At 63.8% G+C, this 17,471-nt stretch carries 11 protein-coding genes and 1 riboswitch; of the genes, 7 read left to right on the top strand and 4 right to left on the bottom strand.

Features of this window, described 5'->3' with window-relative positions; genetic code table 11:
- Positions 1-27 precede the first annotated feature (27 nt).
- A complete protein-coding gene (locus QRN25_RS15495) occupies positions 28-684 on the top strand; it encodes a cation efflux transmembrane domain-containing protein (protein WP_271181389.1) in 657 nt (218 codons plus the stop codon).
- On the opposite strand, the gene QRN25_RS15500 is transcribed toward QRN25_RS15495, so the two are convergent.
- Complete coding sequence (locus tag QRN25_RS15500) at positions 647-2,617, bottom strand: TonB-dependent receptor plug domain-containing protein (protein ID WP_271181390.1); 1,971 nt, start codon at positions 2,615-2,617, stop codon at positions 647-649. The two genes, QRN25_RS15495 and QRN25_RS15500, sit on opposite strands and share 38 nt — an antisense overlap.
- 335 nt (positions 2,618-2,952) lie before the next feature.
- On the opposite strand from QRN25_RS15500, the gene QRN25_RS15505 reads away from it, so the two are divergent.
- The 5 genes from QRN25_RS15505 to QRN25_RS15525 all read left to right on the top strand — a co-directional run bounded on the left by QRN25_RS15505 (position 2,953) and on the right by QRN25_RS15525 (position 12,063).
- Positions 2,953-3,489: an RNA polymerase sigma factor gene (locus QRN25_RS15505; RefSeq protein WP_285020190.1), complete on the top strand. Its 537-nt coding sequence runs from the start codon at positions 2,953-2,955 to the stop codon at positions 3,487-3,489.
- Between the two features lie 11 nt (positions 3,490-3,500).
- On the top strand, positions 3,501-4,475 hold the full coding sequence (locus QRN25_RS15510) for a FecR family protein (protein ID WP_271181392.1): 975 nt from the start codon (positions 3,501-3,503) through the stop codon (positions 4,473-4,475).
- Positions 4,476-4,608: 133 nt separating this feature from the next.
- On the top strand, positions 4,609-7,815 hold the full coding sequence (locus QRN25_RS15515) for a TonB-dependent receptor (protein ID WP_271181393.1): 3,207 nt from the start codon (positions 4,609-4,611) through the stop codon (positions 7,813-7,815).
- An 11-nt stretch (positions 7,816-7,826) separates the two neighbouring features.
- Complete coding sequence (locus tag QRN25_RS15520; protein WP_271181394.1) at positions 7,827-9,116, top strand: purple acid phosphatase family protein; 1,290 nt, start codon at positions 7,827-7,829, stop codon at positions 9,114-9,116.
- 472 nt (positions 9,117-9,588) lie between these two features.
- Positions 9,589-9,836, top strand: a riboswitch (cobalamin riboswitch).
- A 172-nt stretch (positions 9,837-10,008) separates the two neighbouring features.
- Complete coding sequence (locus tag QRN25_RS15525; RefSeq protein WP_271181395.1) at positions 10,009-12,063, top strand: TonB-dependent receptor; 2,055 nt, start codon at positions 10,009-10,011, stop codon at positions 12,061-12,063.
- 222 nt (positions 12,064-12,285) lie between these two features.
- Here QRN25_RS15525 and QRN25_RS15530 read toward each other — a convergent pair whose 3' ends face one another.
- The 3 genes from QRN25_RS15530 to QRN25_RS15540 form a co-directional block, all read right to left on the bottom strand.
- Complete coding sequence (locus tag QRN25_RS15530; protein ID WP_271181396.1) at positions 12,286-12,606, bottom strand: hypothetical protein; 321 nt, start codon at positions 12,604-12,606, stop codon at positions 12,286-12,288.
- Between the two features lie 173 nt (positions 12,607-12,779).
- The gene (locus tag QRN25_RS15535; protein ID WP_271181397.1) at positions 12,780-13,610 is read right to left on the bottom strand and encodes a 23S rRNA (adenine(2030)-N(6))-methyltransferase RlmJ; all 831 of its coding nucleotides are present in this window, start codon (positions 13,608-13,610) and stop codon (positions 12,780-12,782) included.
- Between the two features lie 762 nt (positions 13,611-14,372).
- Positions 14,373-15,593 (bottom strand): phospholipase A, encoded by a 1,221-nt coding sequence (locus QRN25_RS15540; RefSeq protein WP_271181399.1) that lies wholly within the window; start codon positions 15,591-15,593, stop codon positions 14,373-14,375.
- A 326-nt stretch (positions 15,594-15,919) separates the two neighbouring features.
- Between QRN25_RS15540 and proP the strand changes: the two genes are divergently transcribed.
- Positions 15,920-17,446 carry a glycine betaine/L-proline transporter ProP gene (proP, locus tag QRN25_RS15545; protein ID WP_271181400.1) on the top strand — a complete coding sequence of 509 codons (1,527 nt, stop codon included), beginning with the start codon at positions 15,920-15,922 and terminating at the stop codon, positions 17,444-17,446.
- Positions 17,447-17,471: the final 25 nt, after the last annotated feature.

A 17,471-nucleotide genomic window follows, 5' to 3' on the forward strand; every position in this document is an offset into this window, starting at 1 on the left:
CCGTCATCACCGAAACAGGAGATGCATATGGCCGGCGGATGCTGCGGCGGATCACAGAACGATACGGAAAAGCTGAGAGACGCTGCGTGGCGGCGCGTGCTGTGGATTGCGCTTGCCGTCAACGCGCTCATGTTCGGCGTGGAGATCGTCGCCGGGGTCACTGCCGGGTCCGCATCGCTCAAGGCCGATGCGCTCGACTTCCTGGGTGACGCAGCCAATTATGCGATCAGCCTCGGCGTCGCGGGCATGGCGCTGGCGTGGCGAGCGCGGGCCGCGATGACCAAAGGTGTGTCGATCCTGCTGTTTGGCCTCTGGGTCCTTGGCAACAGCATCTGGATGGCGGCGCAGGGCGTCGTTCCTGCCGCAGAGACCATGGGTATCGTGGGCGTGATCGCGCTCGTCGCCAACCTTGCCTGTGCCACGATGCTATGGCGCCACCGGGAGGGTGACGCCAACAGGCGCTCCGTATGGATCTGCTCGCGCAACGACGCGATCGGCAATATCGCCGTGGTCGCTGCCGGCCTCGGCGTGTTCGGCACCGGCACGGGCTGGCCGGACATCGCGGTCGCGGCGATCATGGCCATACTGGCGCTGTCAGGCGGATGGCAGATCATCCGCCAGGCTCGGGATGAACTAAGGGGAGCACCTATTCTCCGCCGAAGCGAATCCGCACCCCTCCGTTAAGGACGAAACCATCGGTCGGTGCCCAGGCATCGACCGTCCACGCACCCGTGGCCGCCCGGCGCGGCAGAAGCAGCGGATCGTATTTCGTCTGCCGCACATCGAGCAGGTTTTCGGCATTGAGGAACAGGCTCATCTTGCCCAGTATCAGTTCGCCCATGGCGCCCAGTTGGACATAGGGCCTGCTGCGCGTCCGATACGGATTGTCGTCCAGCGACTGACGCCCGGTATAGTAGGCCTCGATCCCGAAGCGGCCGCGCCCTTCCTGCTCCCACATGCCGACGAAGCCCGCGCTGTCTCGCGGCGTCAATGGCAGCAAACGGCGGCCGGGTCCGTTGGGATCCGGTTCGCGCGCGGCGACATGGACGTAGCTGCCGGTCAGCGACAATGCCCGCCAGCGATAGCGCAGCAGCACTTCGGCGCCGCGCGTCCGCGTGACGCTATCGGCGTTGACCAGCGTGACATGCTCGGCATCCACCGCCTGCAATTGCTGGGCATGGTCGATGTTGGAAGCGAACAGGCTGAGGTTCGCTTCCAACGGCCCGTTGGCGTAGCCGAAATCGACCGAGCCACTGTCGGCGATCTCCGCCTTGAGCTTTCCATAGGGCTGCAGCCGCGCGAGGCCATTGGCCTCCGTTTCTTCGACAAACGGTGTCGGCGCATAGAAGCCGCGGCCCAATGAAGCGCGGATAGTCCAGGGACCGGGCCGATAGAGCGCGGACACACGCGGACTGATATGCGAACCATAGTCACTGTGCGCATCCCAGCGCAGGCTGCCTGCCAGCGTCAACCTGTCGGCCAATTCCTGCTCACCCTGCACGAAAAGTGCGGGCACGGTGTAGCTATAGTCGAAGGCTGAGAATGCTTTGGACCGGAAGTCGTCCAGCTGCACCGCAGCGCCTGCCAGCCATGTCGTCGTGCCCGCCTTGCTGCCGATCGACGCCTCCGCAAATGCCGTGTGGTGGCGATCATCTTCCACCGTGTCGCCGAAGACATGACGATGGGACTGGGTGACGCCGGAGGCCCGCAGATGCAGCGTACCGATGCCTTCCAGCGGCGTCTCGGCCGTGAGACCTAGATCATACCGTCGGCTGCGCAGCGTCTGAGCAAATGGCGATCCGTCCGGAGCCTTCGCGCTTGAAATGGTTCCGCCGTCGCGTTGCTCTGCCATCGCGCCGAAGGTGAGCAAGGCCTTGGTCCCATCGGCAGCGTCGATAAACAGCCGGGGCCGGAATGTGAAGCGCTCGTAACCGGGCATGTCGGCCCAGCCGTCGTCGTTCAAATCCTGACGACTTTGTCGATCGTAGCCTGCCGTGATCGAGGCGCTGAGCACGCTGCTGAGCGGTGCGGCGACATACCCCGTCACATCCTGCCCGTCCCGGCTGGTCGCGTTGAGCAGGAGTTCGCCCTGTGGTTCGCTGGTTGGACGGCGTGAAACCAGATTGATGACGCCGCCAAGCGCCGAGGGTCCGTAGAGCGCCGATGCCGCGCCTTTGATGATCTCGACCTGGCCAAGATCGGTCGGCGGAATTTGCAGCAGGCCGATGGAAGGCGTCTGCCCGCCGTAGAGCGGCAATCCGTCGGCCAGTATCTGCGTGTAGCGGCCCTTGAGGCCCTGGATGCGGACATTGGCTGCGCCCAGCGCAGGCGATGTGGTCTGGACGCGAACGCCTGGCGTCTCGCTAACGAGCATGGCGATGTTGCCGGGCCGCATGAGGAGTTTCTCCTCAATCTCCTCGCGATTGATCACATCGACGCGGATGGGCTCATCCTGAACACGGCGGCCCGTGCGCGTTGCCTGGACCACAATCTCGGTCTCGGCGTCTTCGGCATGATCGGCGTCGGCCTGCGCGTAGGCTGGGCTGGCAATCACGATCGCAATGACCAGCACGCTGCCAGTTGGATATGCCCCGCCGCCACGAAACATCAGACTCATATCGCCCCGTTCCTTTCCGGCATGAACCGCCGGTTACGGAAGGCTTCATAAGCCCTGTAGCAACTACAGGGTCAAGGGCGACTTTCTGGATCAAAATCGGATGTCGGAACGACAAAGATGGGCGCGTTGTTGCCGTCCCGCTGTCGACCCTTCTCGGTCGCTCAAAAGCAAGATTTTCATCTCTGGCGGGCGACCGTCCGCTAATCTCAAGGCTTTGCTCGCAACTGCCCCTGTTAGGCCTCATCGTGTTCGATGGTCCTGGATTTCGCGGACGACGTGCCTCTGAGTTGTCATATCGAGGCATTACGGGGCGGCCGATTTGGTTGGAGGTGCGCGTGCTTTCGTCGACCAGGGGCGCGCCTTACGATATCGCGCAGCAAGACTTTGACTGGTGTGCTGTCCAAGTGGCCGTGCAGCGCTACATCCGTGGACGAGGTGCGCGGCATGACATTGCAGACGACATTGCCCAAGAGGTTATAGCAAGGCTGGTTCAACTCACTCGTGAACAGCAGATCGCGAGTGTATTCGCGCTGGCGTTTCGCATCGCGGACAACCTGCTGATGGACATGCATCGCCGCGAAAGCCGCCTGTCGGCTGAGATCGATGACGATTGGCGAAGCGATGAGCCTTCGCTGGATCGCGTGCTAGATTCGCGCCGGGCTATCGACATCTTCGACCGTTGCCTCAAACGCATGCCGCAGTTGCGGCGCGAGGTACTTATGCGGCGGCGGCTCCATCAGGAAAGCTGCCGCGCCATCGGCGAGGATCTGGGCATCAGCGCCAAGGCGGTGGAGAAGCACATTACACGCGGCATGATCGACCTGCGCCGTGCGCTCGACCATGCCGGGATCGATCTGGTTGGGCAGGACTGATGGGGCACGATATGCATATCAGGAACCGGCAGGCGATCGACATGCAGGCGATCCAGTGGATCGAACGCCTGAGCCGCCCCGTGATCGACAGCGCCGCTGCGGCCGACTTCGACCGCTGGATCCTCAAGGACCCGCAGCACGTCGAAAGCTATGCCCGCATGAGCGCGCTGTGGCAATCGGACGGACTGGCAGCCGCACTTCACGATCCCGCCACGCGCCCTGCCGCCTCGAACGACGATGAGGACGCTTGTGATGCGCCGCGGAGCCGCCATCACCTGATGCGGCGACGCACGGTGCAGGCGGTCGCCTCGCTGTGCGTGCTATTGGTCGCCTGCATCGCCGTCCCTCGCCTGCTGGTGACCGACCGGATTTTTGCGACAGGTCACGGCGAGATGCGCACGGTATCGCTGCCCGACGGCTCAACCGTGCGGATGGACGGCGAGACGCGCATCGCCGTGCGCATCACGCCCTGGTCCCGCCATGTCGCGCTGGAACGCGGCGAGGCCTTCTTCGACGTAGCGCACGAGCGGATGCGCAATTTCACAGTCGACACCGGCCGCGCCGCCGTATCGGTGCTTGGCACCGCTTTCGACATCGAACGGGTCGATGCCGACACCCGCGTCATCCAGGTCTATCGCGGACTGGTAAGCGTAGAGGCCGGCACCGGACGCGAATGGCGCCTGCCCGCAGGCAGCGGGCTGGAGCTCTCGGGCGAGCGGGTGCGCAGCCTTAAGGACGTGGAAGGCGATCGACCCGATTGGACGAGCGGTTGGTACGAAGCCAACGACACACCCGTCGCACAACTGGTGCAGCGCCTCAACCGCACGGCACCCAAGGCTGTGGCGCTGGCCGATCCAGCCCTCGGCGAATTGCTGGTGACCGGCCGCTTCCAGACCGGCGACGCTCGCGGCGTGCTCGACGCGGTGGCGGCAATCCACGATCTGCACTGGCGGGAAACAAATGGGAGCTATCTGTTGGAGCGGTAGAAAGCCTAGCCCATGACTGTCATCGAATATTCACAGTAAAGCCATGAAATTGTAAGAAAATTATTTTGTCGGGTTTTGCCTGCCAGCCGCGTCTGAGCCCTGAACGCTAAGTTCAGCTGGGGGTATTTCTTCGATGTTTCTTCCGTACCGGCCCGCCGTATCGGCGCTGGCCATAGCCGTGGCGACCGTCTGCACGACACCCGTTGCCGCAGCCGAGCGGCGCTACGCTTTCGCGATCCCCGCGCAAGATCTCGCGCATGCGCTGCAGGAATTCTCGCGCATCACCGGCGTGCCCGTCGCCGCTTCGTCGGACGCGTTGCGCGGTCGCCGTAGCCAGGCCGTTTCGGGCACGATGTCGGCGCAGGGCGCGCTCCAACTGCTAATCGGCGGCGCCAATGTCGATACGCAGCGACGCGGCGGCACGATCATCGTCAAACCGCTGGCTGCGCGCGTCCAGCCTGCCGCCGCGCTGGCTAAACCTGCACCGCGCAGTGCTGCACCCGCCCCGGCCTATCGCCCGGCGGAAGCGCACATGGCCGAAGAAGAACCGGCCAACGGCGAGATCGTCGTCACCGGCTATGTCGAGGCGGTGCAGAAGGCGCTTGAGGTGAAGCGGAAGACCGACGTCGTCTCGGACACCATCATGGCCGACGACATGGGCAAGCTGCCCGCCAACAACGTGTCCGAAGCGCTGTCCCGCATGCCCGGCGTCAACGCGGTGCGCGATTCCGCCACCGGCGAAGGCGATCGCATCACCGTGCGCGGCATGTCCACCGAACTGAACAACTACTCGATGAACGGCGTGCGCGTGGGCGGCGCCGGATCGCGCGACGACAACTTCTTTCGCGGCGTGCGCCTGAGCGTGCTGCCGCCCGACGGGATCAAGCAGATCACCGTCTACAAGACGCTCACCCCCGACCGCGACGGCGATGCGCTAGGCGGCTCGGTGGACATCTCGACGCCGACCGCGTTCGATCAGGATCCCACCTACTTCCGCCTCTCGGCCGAAGGCGGCATGCTGGACAAGTTCGATCACAAGAAGTCCGCGCAGGTATCCGGGGCGTTCTCTCGCCAGTTCAGCGACAACTTCGGCGTCTTCGTCTCGGGCAGCTACAGCCGCCGCAAGTCGCAGTTCGAACAGAACGGTGTCGACGGCGACAACCAACCCGACACCTGGTATTCCGACAGCGAGACGCTGGGCTGGGACCCCAACCGCTTCGTGATGCGCGGCATGGACCTGGGCTTCGGCGAGACCGACGTGGAGCGCTTCGGCGGCAACACCAGCGTCGATTACCGCTCGGACAACCATGACCTCCACTTCCGAGGGCAGTACAACAAGTACCGCAAGAAGGAATTCCTCAACCGCCTGAACTTCCGCAACGACACCTCGAAGAACTCGACCCGGCTGTCGCAGGTGGACACCGACGACACCAGTCTGGCGCAGCCCGACGACAGCGTGGTCGGCTACGACGACGAGTTGGGCCGCATCTACAGCTACACCACCGACCAGATCGTCGACCGTGACGGCGACGGCATCATCACCGACGCGGACCGGTCGGCCAAGTCGTTCTACAGCCTCAACGGCGGCTCGGGCACCTGGGACCCGCAGGGCTTCCGCCTGCGCCGCTTCTGGGAAGCCACCAACGAGAGCGGCAGCCTGGCCTCGGCCAACCTCGGCGGCGTCTCGCGCCTAGGCACCGTGACGATCGACTACGACGTGTCTTACGCCAAGTCGGAAGATAACCTCGACGACGGCTACACGCTGGAATTCCGCAGCGACAAGTACGGCTGGCTGGGCAACGAAGGCGTGCTGTTCTCCAGCAGCGAGGATTCGCGCTTCCCCAAGTGGCTGCTCAACGATGCGGGTCTAGCAGCGGTGCAGGACCCGTCCGAATATGCCTTCAGCAGCCTCGAAGGCGAAGTCGGCGGCAGCAGTGAAAGGCTGTGGCAGGCGCAGACCAACGTGCTGTGGAAGCCGGACAGCGGATGGCTGGAATCGGTCAAGGTGGGCGGCAAGTTCTACGACTCGCGCCGCTATACCTACCAAGGCTCTTTCCTGAACCTCGAGACCGACGGCACCATGGCCGATTTCTCGCAGTTCTACGGCGCGGACGTGACCAGCCTGTTCGGAGGCGCCTACACCGGGGTCTACCGCCTCGGCCAGACGCTGAACAACGCCAAGATGCTGGCCGAACTGCAGCGCGCCGAAAAAGGCGAGAGCACCATGTTCGAAGGCGTGGCGACCGATCCGTCCCAGGCAGTCCTGTCGAACGAGGACAGCTTCCGGTTCAATGAACGCGTGATCTCCGGCTACGCCATGGCGACCGCGCGCATCGGCAAGGCGCAGATCATTGCCGGCGTCCGCGTGGAAGCCACCCGCAACACGATCGATGCCTACACCATGGACGAGGTGCAGGGCGCGCGCTTCACGACCGACACCAGCAGCTTCGCCAACGTGCTGCCCTCGATCCATGTAAACTACGACTTCGACCGCAAGACCCGCCTGCGCGGCGCGGTGTGGACCAGTTTCGCCCGGCCCGACATCGCCCGCATGAGCTCTGCCCGCGAATACAGCTACGATACCGACCCCGATGGCGACGGCGAGGAGAACTCCACCTCGGACTGGGTGCTGCTCGCGATCGAGCAGGGCAACCCCAACCTCAAGCCGATGCGCTCGCTCAACCTCGACATGTCGCTGGAGCATTACGCCGGGAACACCGGGTCGTATTCGGTGGCGCTGTACTACAAGCACATCACCAACTTCCTGTTCCGCTCCTCCTCCAGCAACATCCGCGACGGAACGCTGGGCGAGAACGTCGACCCTGCAGGCGTGGCGATCTCGATGCCCAACAACGGCAAGTGGGCCGAAGTCTACGGCGTGGAGTTCAGCGTGCAGCAGCAGCTGCCCTGGCTGCCCGGCATCCTCAGCTCGCTGGGCGTGGGCGGCAACCTGACGCTGCAGCGCTCGAAGGCGGTAACCGGCCTCTCGTGGCACCCCGAGGGCTACACCCTGCCGCTGATGGAAACGCCCGAAACGGTCGCCAACCTGCAGATCTTCTGGAAGCGCAAGGGCTGGGAAATCTACGGTGCCTGGAACTACCAGTCGGAGTTCATGGGCGGCATCAACGACTTCGGCAACAACCCCTACGAACAGGGCTACAGCTTCGTCGACCTGACCTTCCGCAAGACCTTCATGAAGAAGTCGTCGATCCAGTTCCAGGTCCGCAACCTCTTCGATTCCCACACATATTGGGAAACCGTCTCGTCCGGCACCGGCGCCAGCCGCGCCTATGTCAAGAACGGCCGCAGCATGACGCTCGGCTTCAACATGATCTTCTGAGGGGAACAAGGATGACTGCGACCCGAACCCTTGCCAGCGCGCTGTTGCTGAGCGCGTTTCCCCTCAGCGCGGCGGGGGCGGCTGATGCCGTTCCCGCCGCGCCCCCTGCGGTGATCCTCGCCCCGGCGACGGTGAACCCCGAGCGCATCGTGCTCAATCTCACCGCCGACCCGGCGAGCGAGATGGCGGTGACCTGGCGCTCGGCGCCGGGCTCTGCCGGGCAGGTGCAATATGCGGTGGCGACCAGCAGCCCGGACTTCGTGAAATCCCCGATGACCCTCGCCGCGACGACCGACGACGCCGTCCTGCCCGTGCGCGAGGACCCCGCCTTCCGTGCCGCCTATCACTCGGCGGTGCTGAAGGGCCTGCAGGCCGATACCGTCTACGCCTACCGCGTGGGCGACGGCACGCACTGGTCCGAATGGCTGCAGTTCCGCACCGCCTCGCGCGAGGCGAAGCCGTTCCGCTTCATCTACATGGGCGACATGCAGAACCAGATCCTGTCCGAAGCCTCGCGCACGCTGCGCATGGCCTTCCGGCAGGCGGGCGACGCGGCGTTCACGATCCATGCGGGCGATCTCATCAACCGCCACGACAGCGACGCCGAATGGGGCGAATGGTTCACGGCCGGCGGCTTCCTCTATGCCCAGACCCCGCAGATGCCGACGCCGGGCAATCACGAATACGTCAAGGACGAGACCGCCCGCGCCGGCTCCTCGATCAACGGCCAGTGGCGCCGCCAGTTCACCCTGCCCGAAGACGGCCCGGCCGACGTTCCCGCCAGCCGCGAAACCAGCTGGTACACCGACTATCAGGGCCTGCGCCTGATCTCGATCGATTCCATGCAGGTCGACCGCGATGAGAAGGCGAGGAAATCCATCATCAAGTGGCTCGATGGCCTTCTGGCGCACAACCCCAGCCATTGGACGGTGATGTTCCTGCACTTCCCGCTGTTCTCCAGCGAACCGGGCCGCGACAACCCGAAAGTGCGCGCGGCACTGAAACCGCTGATCGACAAGTACAAGGTCGATCTGGTGCTGCAGGGCCACGACCATGGCTATGCACGCGGCGCAATCGGCCCAGATGGCCCGACCACCGACGATGCCGGCTCAACGTATGCGGTGTCGGTGGCCGGTCCCAAAATGTACGATGTCGGCAGCTTGACCTGGGCGCGCAAGTCGGCGTCACGCACGCAGGCCTATCAAGTTATCGATGTGACTCCGGATCACCTGACCTACCGCGCCTACACTGCCACCGGCGAAGCGCTCGACGAAGTCTCGCTGCGTAAAAATACACGTTGACGGCCGGGATCTGGAAACCATCAGTTCGGAAGCAAGCTTTCCTCGCCGCGACGGACACCTTAGCCATCGCGACGAGGATTCTTAAACTGCCCGAGGATAGCAAAGGCGAGGTGTTAGAACTGATCGTGTCGATAGGCATGAAATCCTTTAAAAAATCGGGATATCGACAGAGTTTTGGCGCAGCCTTACGATCGACGAATGGTACAGCCCCCATATTGACAGTTACTTATAATTACCAATACCCGGCTGGGCAGTGCTCATAAGGTGCCTGTCAATCGCTACTGCCGTCGATCCTTAGCTGACACTCAGACTCGGATTGCCTACGTCTACTCCGGCTTGTCTGCTTTCTTTATATCCGCAATCTTTCCGCTGCGGCGCCGCGCGATATTTCCAAAAACATTCTGCGACCAATCAGACACTCTTGTGTCTTGGGAAGGGTTGGGATAGCGCGCTGTGCCTGCGCCCTCATCGGCGCGGACGAGATCGCGCCGGTGCTTCGAAAGAGGCTTAAAAGGGAACGCGGTGAGAGGGGTTTTTGCCCCTCGAATCCGAGGCTGTCCCTGCAACTGTAAGCGGTGAGCGCGATGCATATGCGCGGCGGGGCGAAGGGTCCTGCCGCCAGTCACTGGGCCGGACGCTGCAACATGCGAGGCCTGGGAAGGCCGTGCATCGCTGCGTTGACCCGTGAGCCAGGAGACCTGCCTGCGTCTGGTCGCTCATGCCGTGGTCCAGGGGGTGGCCAGGGCCCGGAATCATTCCGTTCGAGCGACGAACCAGCGGTGGAGGCCGCATCGGTTCGCGCAGACGGTCGCCCGCGGCGTCCGGCCGCAGGCGCGTGCCGACCGTCTTTATGGCGGCACGTCTCCCACCCAGTCGCAGGCGCCCGGGGGGAATGACGATGAATTTGATGACAACCGTTGCGCTGGTGCGCATCGCGACAGGGATCGCGACTGGCAGCGCAATGGTACTGGCGACGGTGCCAGCGCAAGCCAAAGAGGTCCCCGCCGACATCGCACCCGGCGGCTCCAGTGAGATCGTGGTGTTCGGACGCGGCGAGGCCAAGATCGGCACCGCTCATGCCGCCAGCGAAGGTAGCGTCGGCGGATCCGACCTGCTGGTCCGTCCGCTGCTGCGGGTCGCCGAACTGCTCGAGGCGGTGCCCGGCATGGTGGCGGCGCAGCATTCGGGCAGCGGCAAGGCTAACCAGTACTTCCTGCGCGGCTTCAACCTTGATCACGGCACCGACTTCACGACCTACATCGACGGCGTGCAGATGAACCTGCGTAGCCATGGTCACGGTCAGGGTTATCTCGATCTCAACGGTCTGATCCCCGAGGTCGTCGCCCGAGAGGATTTTCGCAAGGGACCGTACCGCGCCGATGGCGGCGACTTCGCACTGGCGGGCGCGGCCTCCATGACCACTATCGATGGGTTCGACCGCCCGTGGATCTCGGTCGAAGGGGGATCCTACATGTCGGGGCGCCTGGCCGCCGGTGGAACCGTCAAGGATGTGGCGGGTGGCAGCCTGACGCTGGTGGGGCAGGCGAAGCGCTATGACGGGCCCTGGCAGGAGGCAGAACACCTTCGGCATTACTCCGGCTTCGCGAAGTACACCGCGCCCACCGGCGGAGGCACCCTCGAAGCTTCGCTCCATGCCTACCACGCCACCTGGCGGCCGACCGAGCAGATCCCGGAGCGGATCATCGGCAGCGCGCTGTGTCCTGACGAGTTCTGCTCGCCCGATCCTTCGGCGCGCGGCCGCACCACACGCTGGGTTGGCAACATCGCGATGCGGCAGCCGAGCTGGAACGCGAATGTCTATGCCCAGTACTACAACTGGAACATGTATTCGAACCCGACGTACGCCGATCCCGATGGCACCAGTGCGCAGATCGACCAGTTCGACAAGCGCTGGATCGTGGGCCTCACCGCGCGCAAGCAGTGGGATGTGGACTCGACGCTGCAATTGAGCGTGGGAACCGAAAACCGCTACGATCACATCGGCAATGTCGGGGTAAATCGCGCAGACACCCGCGCCTTCCTGTCCTCACTGGGACGATACCACGTCGAGGAACTGTCCGGCGCGCTCTACGGTGAAGCGACCTGGAAGCCGGCGCGTGGCCTCAGGCTGACCGGCGGCATGCGGGCAGATTACTACCGCTACACGGTTCGCGCGCGAGATGCCGTGGCGGCCGATCTGGGAACCGGCAGTGGGCATGATTCCATCATATCACCCAAGGTATCTGCAGCCTACGAGATCGTCCCTCAGTTCGAGGTCTACGCCAACTGGGGACGCGGTTTCCACTCCAACGACGTGCGCGGCGCGATAAACGTGGAATCCCCCGTGCCCGTGCTCGTGCGCGGCACCGGCAAGGAATTGGGCGGGCGCCTGCAACTGGGCACCGTCTCGCTGACGGCCACGTACTGGTGGCTCGACGTGGGCAGCGAACTGCGCTTCGTCGGCGATTCCAACGCGGTGGAGCCGACTGGCGCCAGCAAGCGTCATGGCTACGAGGTAGTCGGGTTCTGGCGGCCGCTGCCGTGGCTGGCACTCGACGGCAGCTATGTCGCCAGTCACTCGCGCTACGACAATGGCGATCGCATTCCCAACGCGGTCGAGAACGCGGTCTCTGCCGGCGCGGCGATCGTGCTCGACTCATGGGAGGCGAGCGTGCGCGTCCGACATCTGGGGCCCTACCCGCTGATCGAGGACAATTCGGTGCGCGACAAGGGCAGCACGATCGTCAACGCCCGCGCCGCATGGAAGGGCCGCAAGATCGAGATCTACGGTGAGGTGCTGAATATCTTCGACAGCCACGACAAGGACATCGCGTACTACTACGAATCCTACATCCCGGCGTTCGACACCCATGGCCCGGTGGAGGGGCGTCTCAGCCGCGTGATCGAGCCGCGCACGTTCAAGATCGGCGCACGCTTCACATTCTGATCAAACGCCCTGCCCTGCCCCGCCGTTCGGCAGGGCAGGGCGTGGTCGTGCTGCGATTCTACTCAATGCGAAGATCCGTTCCGACCCTGGTTGGTCGCTCAATCGCCGATTTCCATTCCCCAGGTGCAGCCCGTCTGCTTTGTCGGTCACGAAGTAGGAATGGCACTATCTTGTCCGACTAAGTTTACATCTGCGGTGTGCGCGTCCACGATTTGCGTCCGCTTAGTCGCCGTTGGCATCGACCATAAATACAATAGGTTTGCCTCGCGACGTCGGATCCCATCCTGCCGACAATGCTGCTCGCACGCCGCGTGAAGCAATCGTGTCGTTGATATGCAATCGCCCTTTCGGCAATCCTTTCAACAGGCGCTTTGGCGCCGGAAATTCCAGCACTGCTTCACGTGGCATGTCGTGCTGACGCAGGGACACCGTCATGCCCTTCCAGCCATCGGAAGAAGATAATTGAGGGTCGGTGAGGAGTTCCCAGTCATATTTGAACCCATCGATTTCGACGGTGCCGCCACGGCCATGTTTGTGAAGCATGACATGCCTCTAGCATACCGGCAGCTACACTCCACCCTTCCCTCATGATCGTCGCCTGATACGCGCCCATTTCCTTTAGGCATACGGCGAACGCAGGCTGATTGCCTGTGCAGGCGGCGTCCTTCAGCGCCCGGCCCTTCCCCCCTCCGAAAGAAGGGAAGGATAGGGGCATTTCAGCCGCCCAACCAATCGCATATAATCTCGCCCTTGTGTCCTTCGGGGGCTAACGCCGCGCGCAAAGCTTCCAGCAGTGGAGCCAGTGTTTGCGTGAACGCGTAGGGCGGATTGACGATGAAGAGGCCCGCGCCGTTATAGATGCCGGGCTGCTCGCTATCGTAGAGCCAATGCTCCACCACCAGCAATTTCGGGATGCCGAGCTTGCGCAACTGCGCCTTCCATCGCTGGTGCGTGGCGCCGTCTTTCAGCGGATACCAGATCACCGTCACGCCATGCGCCCATTTGCGGTGAGCGGCGGAGAGGGTGGTGGCGATGCGTGCGCGTTCGTCCGTCTGCTCATAGGGCGGGTCGACCACCACCACCCCGCGCGCGGTGCGGGGCGGCACCATAGCCAGCCACAGTTCGTAAGCGTCGCGTTGATGCACGGCCGCACCGGTGCCCCGCATCACGCCGCGCAGGGTGTCAGCGTCTTCCGGGTGTTTTTCGTTGAGGATCAGTAAATCCTGCTCGCGCAAAAGCTGCGTCAGAAACTGAGGCGAGCCGGGGTAAAGCTGGGGTTCTCCCCCCACATTTACCGCCTGCACGGCGGCACGATAGTCGTCCAGCAAGGGGTTCGGGTCCGCAAAGGCCTGCAGAACGCCGTGCGCGGCCTCGCCGGTGCGTTGAGCTTCGTCACCGCCAAGATCGTACAGCCCGCAACCGGCATGGGTATCGATCAGAGTCAGCGCGCCCGGCTTCTGCTGCAAGGCCCGCACCAAGGCGATGAGGAGGCTGTGTTTGACGACATCGGCGCTATTGCCGGCATGGAAGGAATGGCGATAATTCATTGCGGCTCAAAAATTCTGACGATCAGCCTTTAAACGAACTGCTGAACCTTCTGCAAAGCGAAGTTATGATCGTGTCTTTCTTGTTAGGCGCGGAAGCGGAGCGCGATGCGATTAAAGTAACCAATCCGGTACTCAATATAGAATCCTACATCGCGTTTCGGCGTAAGGCTCCAAGGCTGCGTTAGCGATCGTCATCGGAGGTAGAGACCGACCCGTCCATGCCGTCGTCAGGCCCCTCAGGGAAGGCGTCGAACCGAACCCCAAGTTCAGCACCGATCAGATCGCGGCAAAGATCCTCGAACTGAGACTGGGATAAGTTGGCGAAATCATGATCCATCAGAGCTGTTTGTGGGATGTGTCGCGCGCGGGTCAAGAACGCTTTGGGCGATTTTCAGGCCCATTGGGCGGTAGCCACCCGTTACAACCGCCATTATCCGAAATCACGTAAGAACGACCGCTTGGAGGAGAGCGAGTTTATTCGTGAACAACCGAAACAAGGGCGGCTGACGCCAAAGGATGGTTAGCAATCGGAACACTGAGAGTGCCTGGTCTCTTGATTCGTGAGCTCAGAAGCAACAGTCGCGAAAGTCCCAAATCGAGCCGCTAGAGATTGGAGAAAATCAATCGCGACATATTTCGGACGTTCTACCGCCCAAGTTCTATCCTTTCGAACGGATTATAATTCCGGATCGTAAACCTGGCTTTGCACGCTCGTGAATACTGGGGTGGATAATGCCGCGGGAACGACACCGTCCCGGCGGGTCACCGCACCAACGCCACGCCGAGGCGCAGGCGGCTGACGCGCTTGTTGTAGTCGAGCAGGTTCTCGCCATAGCCGGTGAAGCTCTGCGCGAAGAGGTAGAAGTCCGGACCGCCGCCCAACAATCGTCGCAGCGGATACGACATGTCCGCCGAAATCGCGCCCTTGCCGCTGCCGAAGTTGAACCGGCTGGAGGACGAGAGGCGCATGCCGTTCTCTTGCCCGATCTCGAAGAACAGGCCGGTGTTGCCGCGATAGCGGCGCACGTCCGGGTTGTCCGACAGGTCGCCCGCGTAGAACCACGCGCGCGGTGCCACCGTCAGGCGCAGGTCGCCGCCGAGTGAGAAGGCGGCCATCGGCGCGATGTAGACGGTGTTGAGGCTGCGCGAGAAATCGCCGTCGCGCCCGTTCGATTCGTGGCGCATGCCGATTTGCGCGCTGACCGTGGCGGCGTCCGACAGCGCCTTGGGCGGGGTGACGTAAAACACCTCTGGCTGGAAATCTATGTTGCGGAACGGCGAGGATTTTGCGCCCAGATCCCAGAACATGCGCTGGGTATAGGCGAAATAGAGCCCGTCGCCGAGCGACTTGCCGCCTTCGCGCGCACGGCTGCCGAACAGCTGGTAGCGGAAGCTGAGCTGGATGCGCGCCTCGTCGTCGGTGCCGGGGCCGTAGACGGCGTAGATCGGCTCGTTGGCGCTCAGGTTGGCGAGGAAGGCGTTGCCTACGGTGCGGTCGCTCGGCGGCGGGGTGGCCGGGACCGGCGGCGTTGGCGCACCCGTCGTGGCGGCAACCTGCGGAGCGCTATCGGGTGCCGCGACGTTCGGCGCCGCCGCCAGCGTCACCGACTGGCCGCCCCACGCGGGCACTGACAGCAGCGCACCGTTCTCGAACCCATCGGCGGCAAGGCTGTAGCGCACGCTCGCGAAGCTGCCCGGGGCGATCGCGCGCACGGCAGGGTCATCCGGGTCGCGGTGCAGGATGACAGTACGGCCGGTCCCGAAGGCGCCCGCGTGAGCCAGACGCGCCTCGACGGTTTCAGGCAGGGTGGCGGTTGCGGCGGCGATGCCGGTATTGAGCAGGCGCACGTCCACTTGCGCGCCACCCTGCGCATCAGGGGCAACCTGCCCGATCAGCGCCTCGATCCCCTCCTGCGCGAAGGCGGGGGTGGAAAGAGCGGCGACAAGCGCGAGTCCGGCAACGAATGTCAGGGATGTCTTCATAAGCGCAGCTTGTGGCCCGGCAGCCCCGGGGTTTCCATCGTAATTCGGCAGACGGCAGCGAAACACGTGAACGGCACCGCCGCCGCACGGGGGAACCATCGCGGCGTTCTGCCGTTGAAACGGCTCAAAACCCTCGCTTCACCCCGGTGGGCGCACAGCTCGTCCATCCGTTTCCCCCTCCCGCGATTCCCTCTCTAGGGACCGCCGGACCCGCTTGATGCCGTTTTCGGCGTCGCTTCAGATCCATGGCCGTTCGTCGGCCGCATCCGTCATGTGCACCCGCGCGCCTTATCCGCGCTCGCTTTCGGCGGAAACCGGAGAAAAACATGTCCGCTAGCCAGGCGCTCAGCGCCCAATACGGCTGGTTCAAGCGCAGCAGCGAACTGACCGTGGACGACGTCACCGTCGTCGACCGATCCACCCTCAACCGCGCTGTCGGCGCCGCCGCGCTCGGCAATGCGATGGAGTGGTTCGACTTCGGCGTCTACGGCTACATCGCCATCACGCTGGGCCACGTCTTCTTCCCCACCGGCAGCGCCAGCGTGCAGTTGATCGCCACGTTCGCGACTTTCACGGCGGCGTTTCTGGTGCGGCCGCTCGGCGGGCTGGTGTTCGGTCCGCTGGGGGACCGCTATGGGCGTCACAAGATCCTGGCGCTGACGATGATCCTGATGGCGGCGGGCACCTTCGCGATAGGGCTGATCCCCTCCTATGCGCAGATCGGCATCGCGGCGCCGCTGCTGCTCTTGGCGGCGCGGCTGCTGCAGGGCTTCTCCACTGGCGGCGAATATGGCGGCGCGGCGACCTTCATCGCCGAATATTCCACCGACCGGCGGCGCGGGCAGATGGGCAGCTGGCTCGAATTCGGCACGCTGGGCGGCTATATCGCGGGCGCGGGCACCGTCACCGCACTGCAGATGACGCTGACCCCCGCCGACATGCTGGCGTGGGGCTGGCGAATTCCGTTTCTCGTCGCCGGGCCGCTGGGCCTGCTGGGCCTCTACATGCGCCTGAAGCTGGAGGAGACACCCGCCTTCCAGGCCTATGCCGAGGACGTCGACAAGCGCGAGGTCGACCGCCCGAAGCTGGGCGACCTGTTCCGCCGCCACCGCGCGCAGCTGCTGAAATGCGTGGGGCTGGTGCTGGTGTTCAACGTCACCGACTACATGCTGCTGACGTACATGCCCAATTATCTCAGCGTGACGATGGGCTATGCGACAAGCAAGGGTCTGCTGCTCATCATTCTCGTGATGGTGGTGATGATGCCGCTCAACGTGCTCGGCGGCCGGTTCAGCGACCGTCTGGGGCGCCGCCCTATGATCATCGGCGCCTGCGCCGCGCTGATCGTGCTGTCGATCCCGTGCATGCTGCTGATCGGCACCGGCAATGACTGGCTGATCTTCCTCGGCCTGATGCTGCTGGGGGTGACGCTGGTGTGCTTCACCAGTTCGATGCCCTCGACGCTGCCCGCGCTGTTCTACACGCCGGTGCGCTACAGTGCGCTGTCGATCGCGTTCAACGTCTCGGTCTCGCTGTTCGGCGGCACCACGCCACTGCTGACCGCGTGGCTGGTGGAGAAGACCGGCGATCCGCTGGTGCCCGCCTATTACCTGATGGGCGCGGCGACGATCGGGCTGCTGACGATGCTGACGGTGAAGGAGACGGCGGGCATGCCGTTGCGAGGATCGCCCCCGTCGGTGGCGACGCAGGCGGAAGCTGTCGCGCTGGCGAAGAGCGACGAGCCGGTCACGGTCGATACCGCTCTGCCCGGATTGGCGGCGCCGGAAGGGGACGAACGGCAGAGCACCCGGGGGAGCATGGGCGCAATGTTACCCGCGCGCGGACTCACCTAACTATCAACCGGTTGCGGCGATCGCC

This window comes from Novosphingobium sp. fls2-241-R2A-195 (genome assembly GCF_030209485.1).
Taxonomy (GTDB): domain Bacteria; phylum Pseudomonadota; class Alphaproteobacteria; order Sphingomonadales; family Sphingomonadaceae; genus Novosphingobium; species Novosphingobium resinovorum.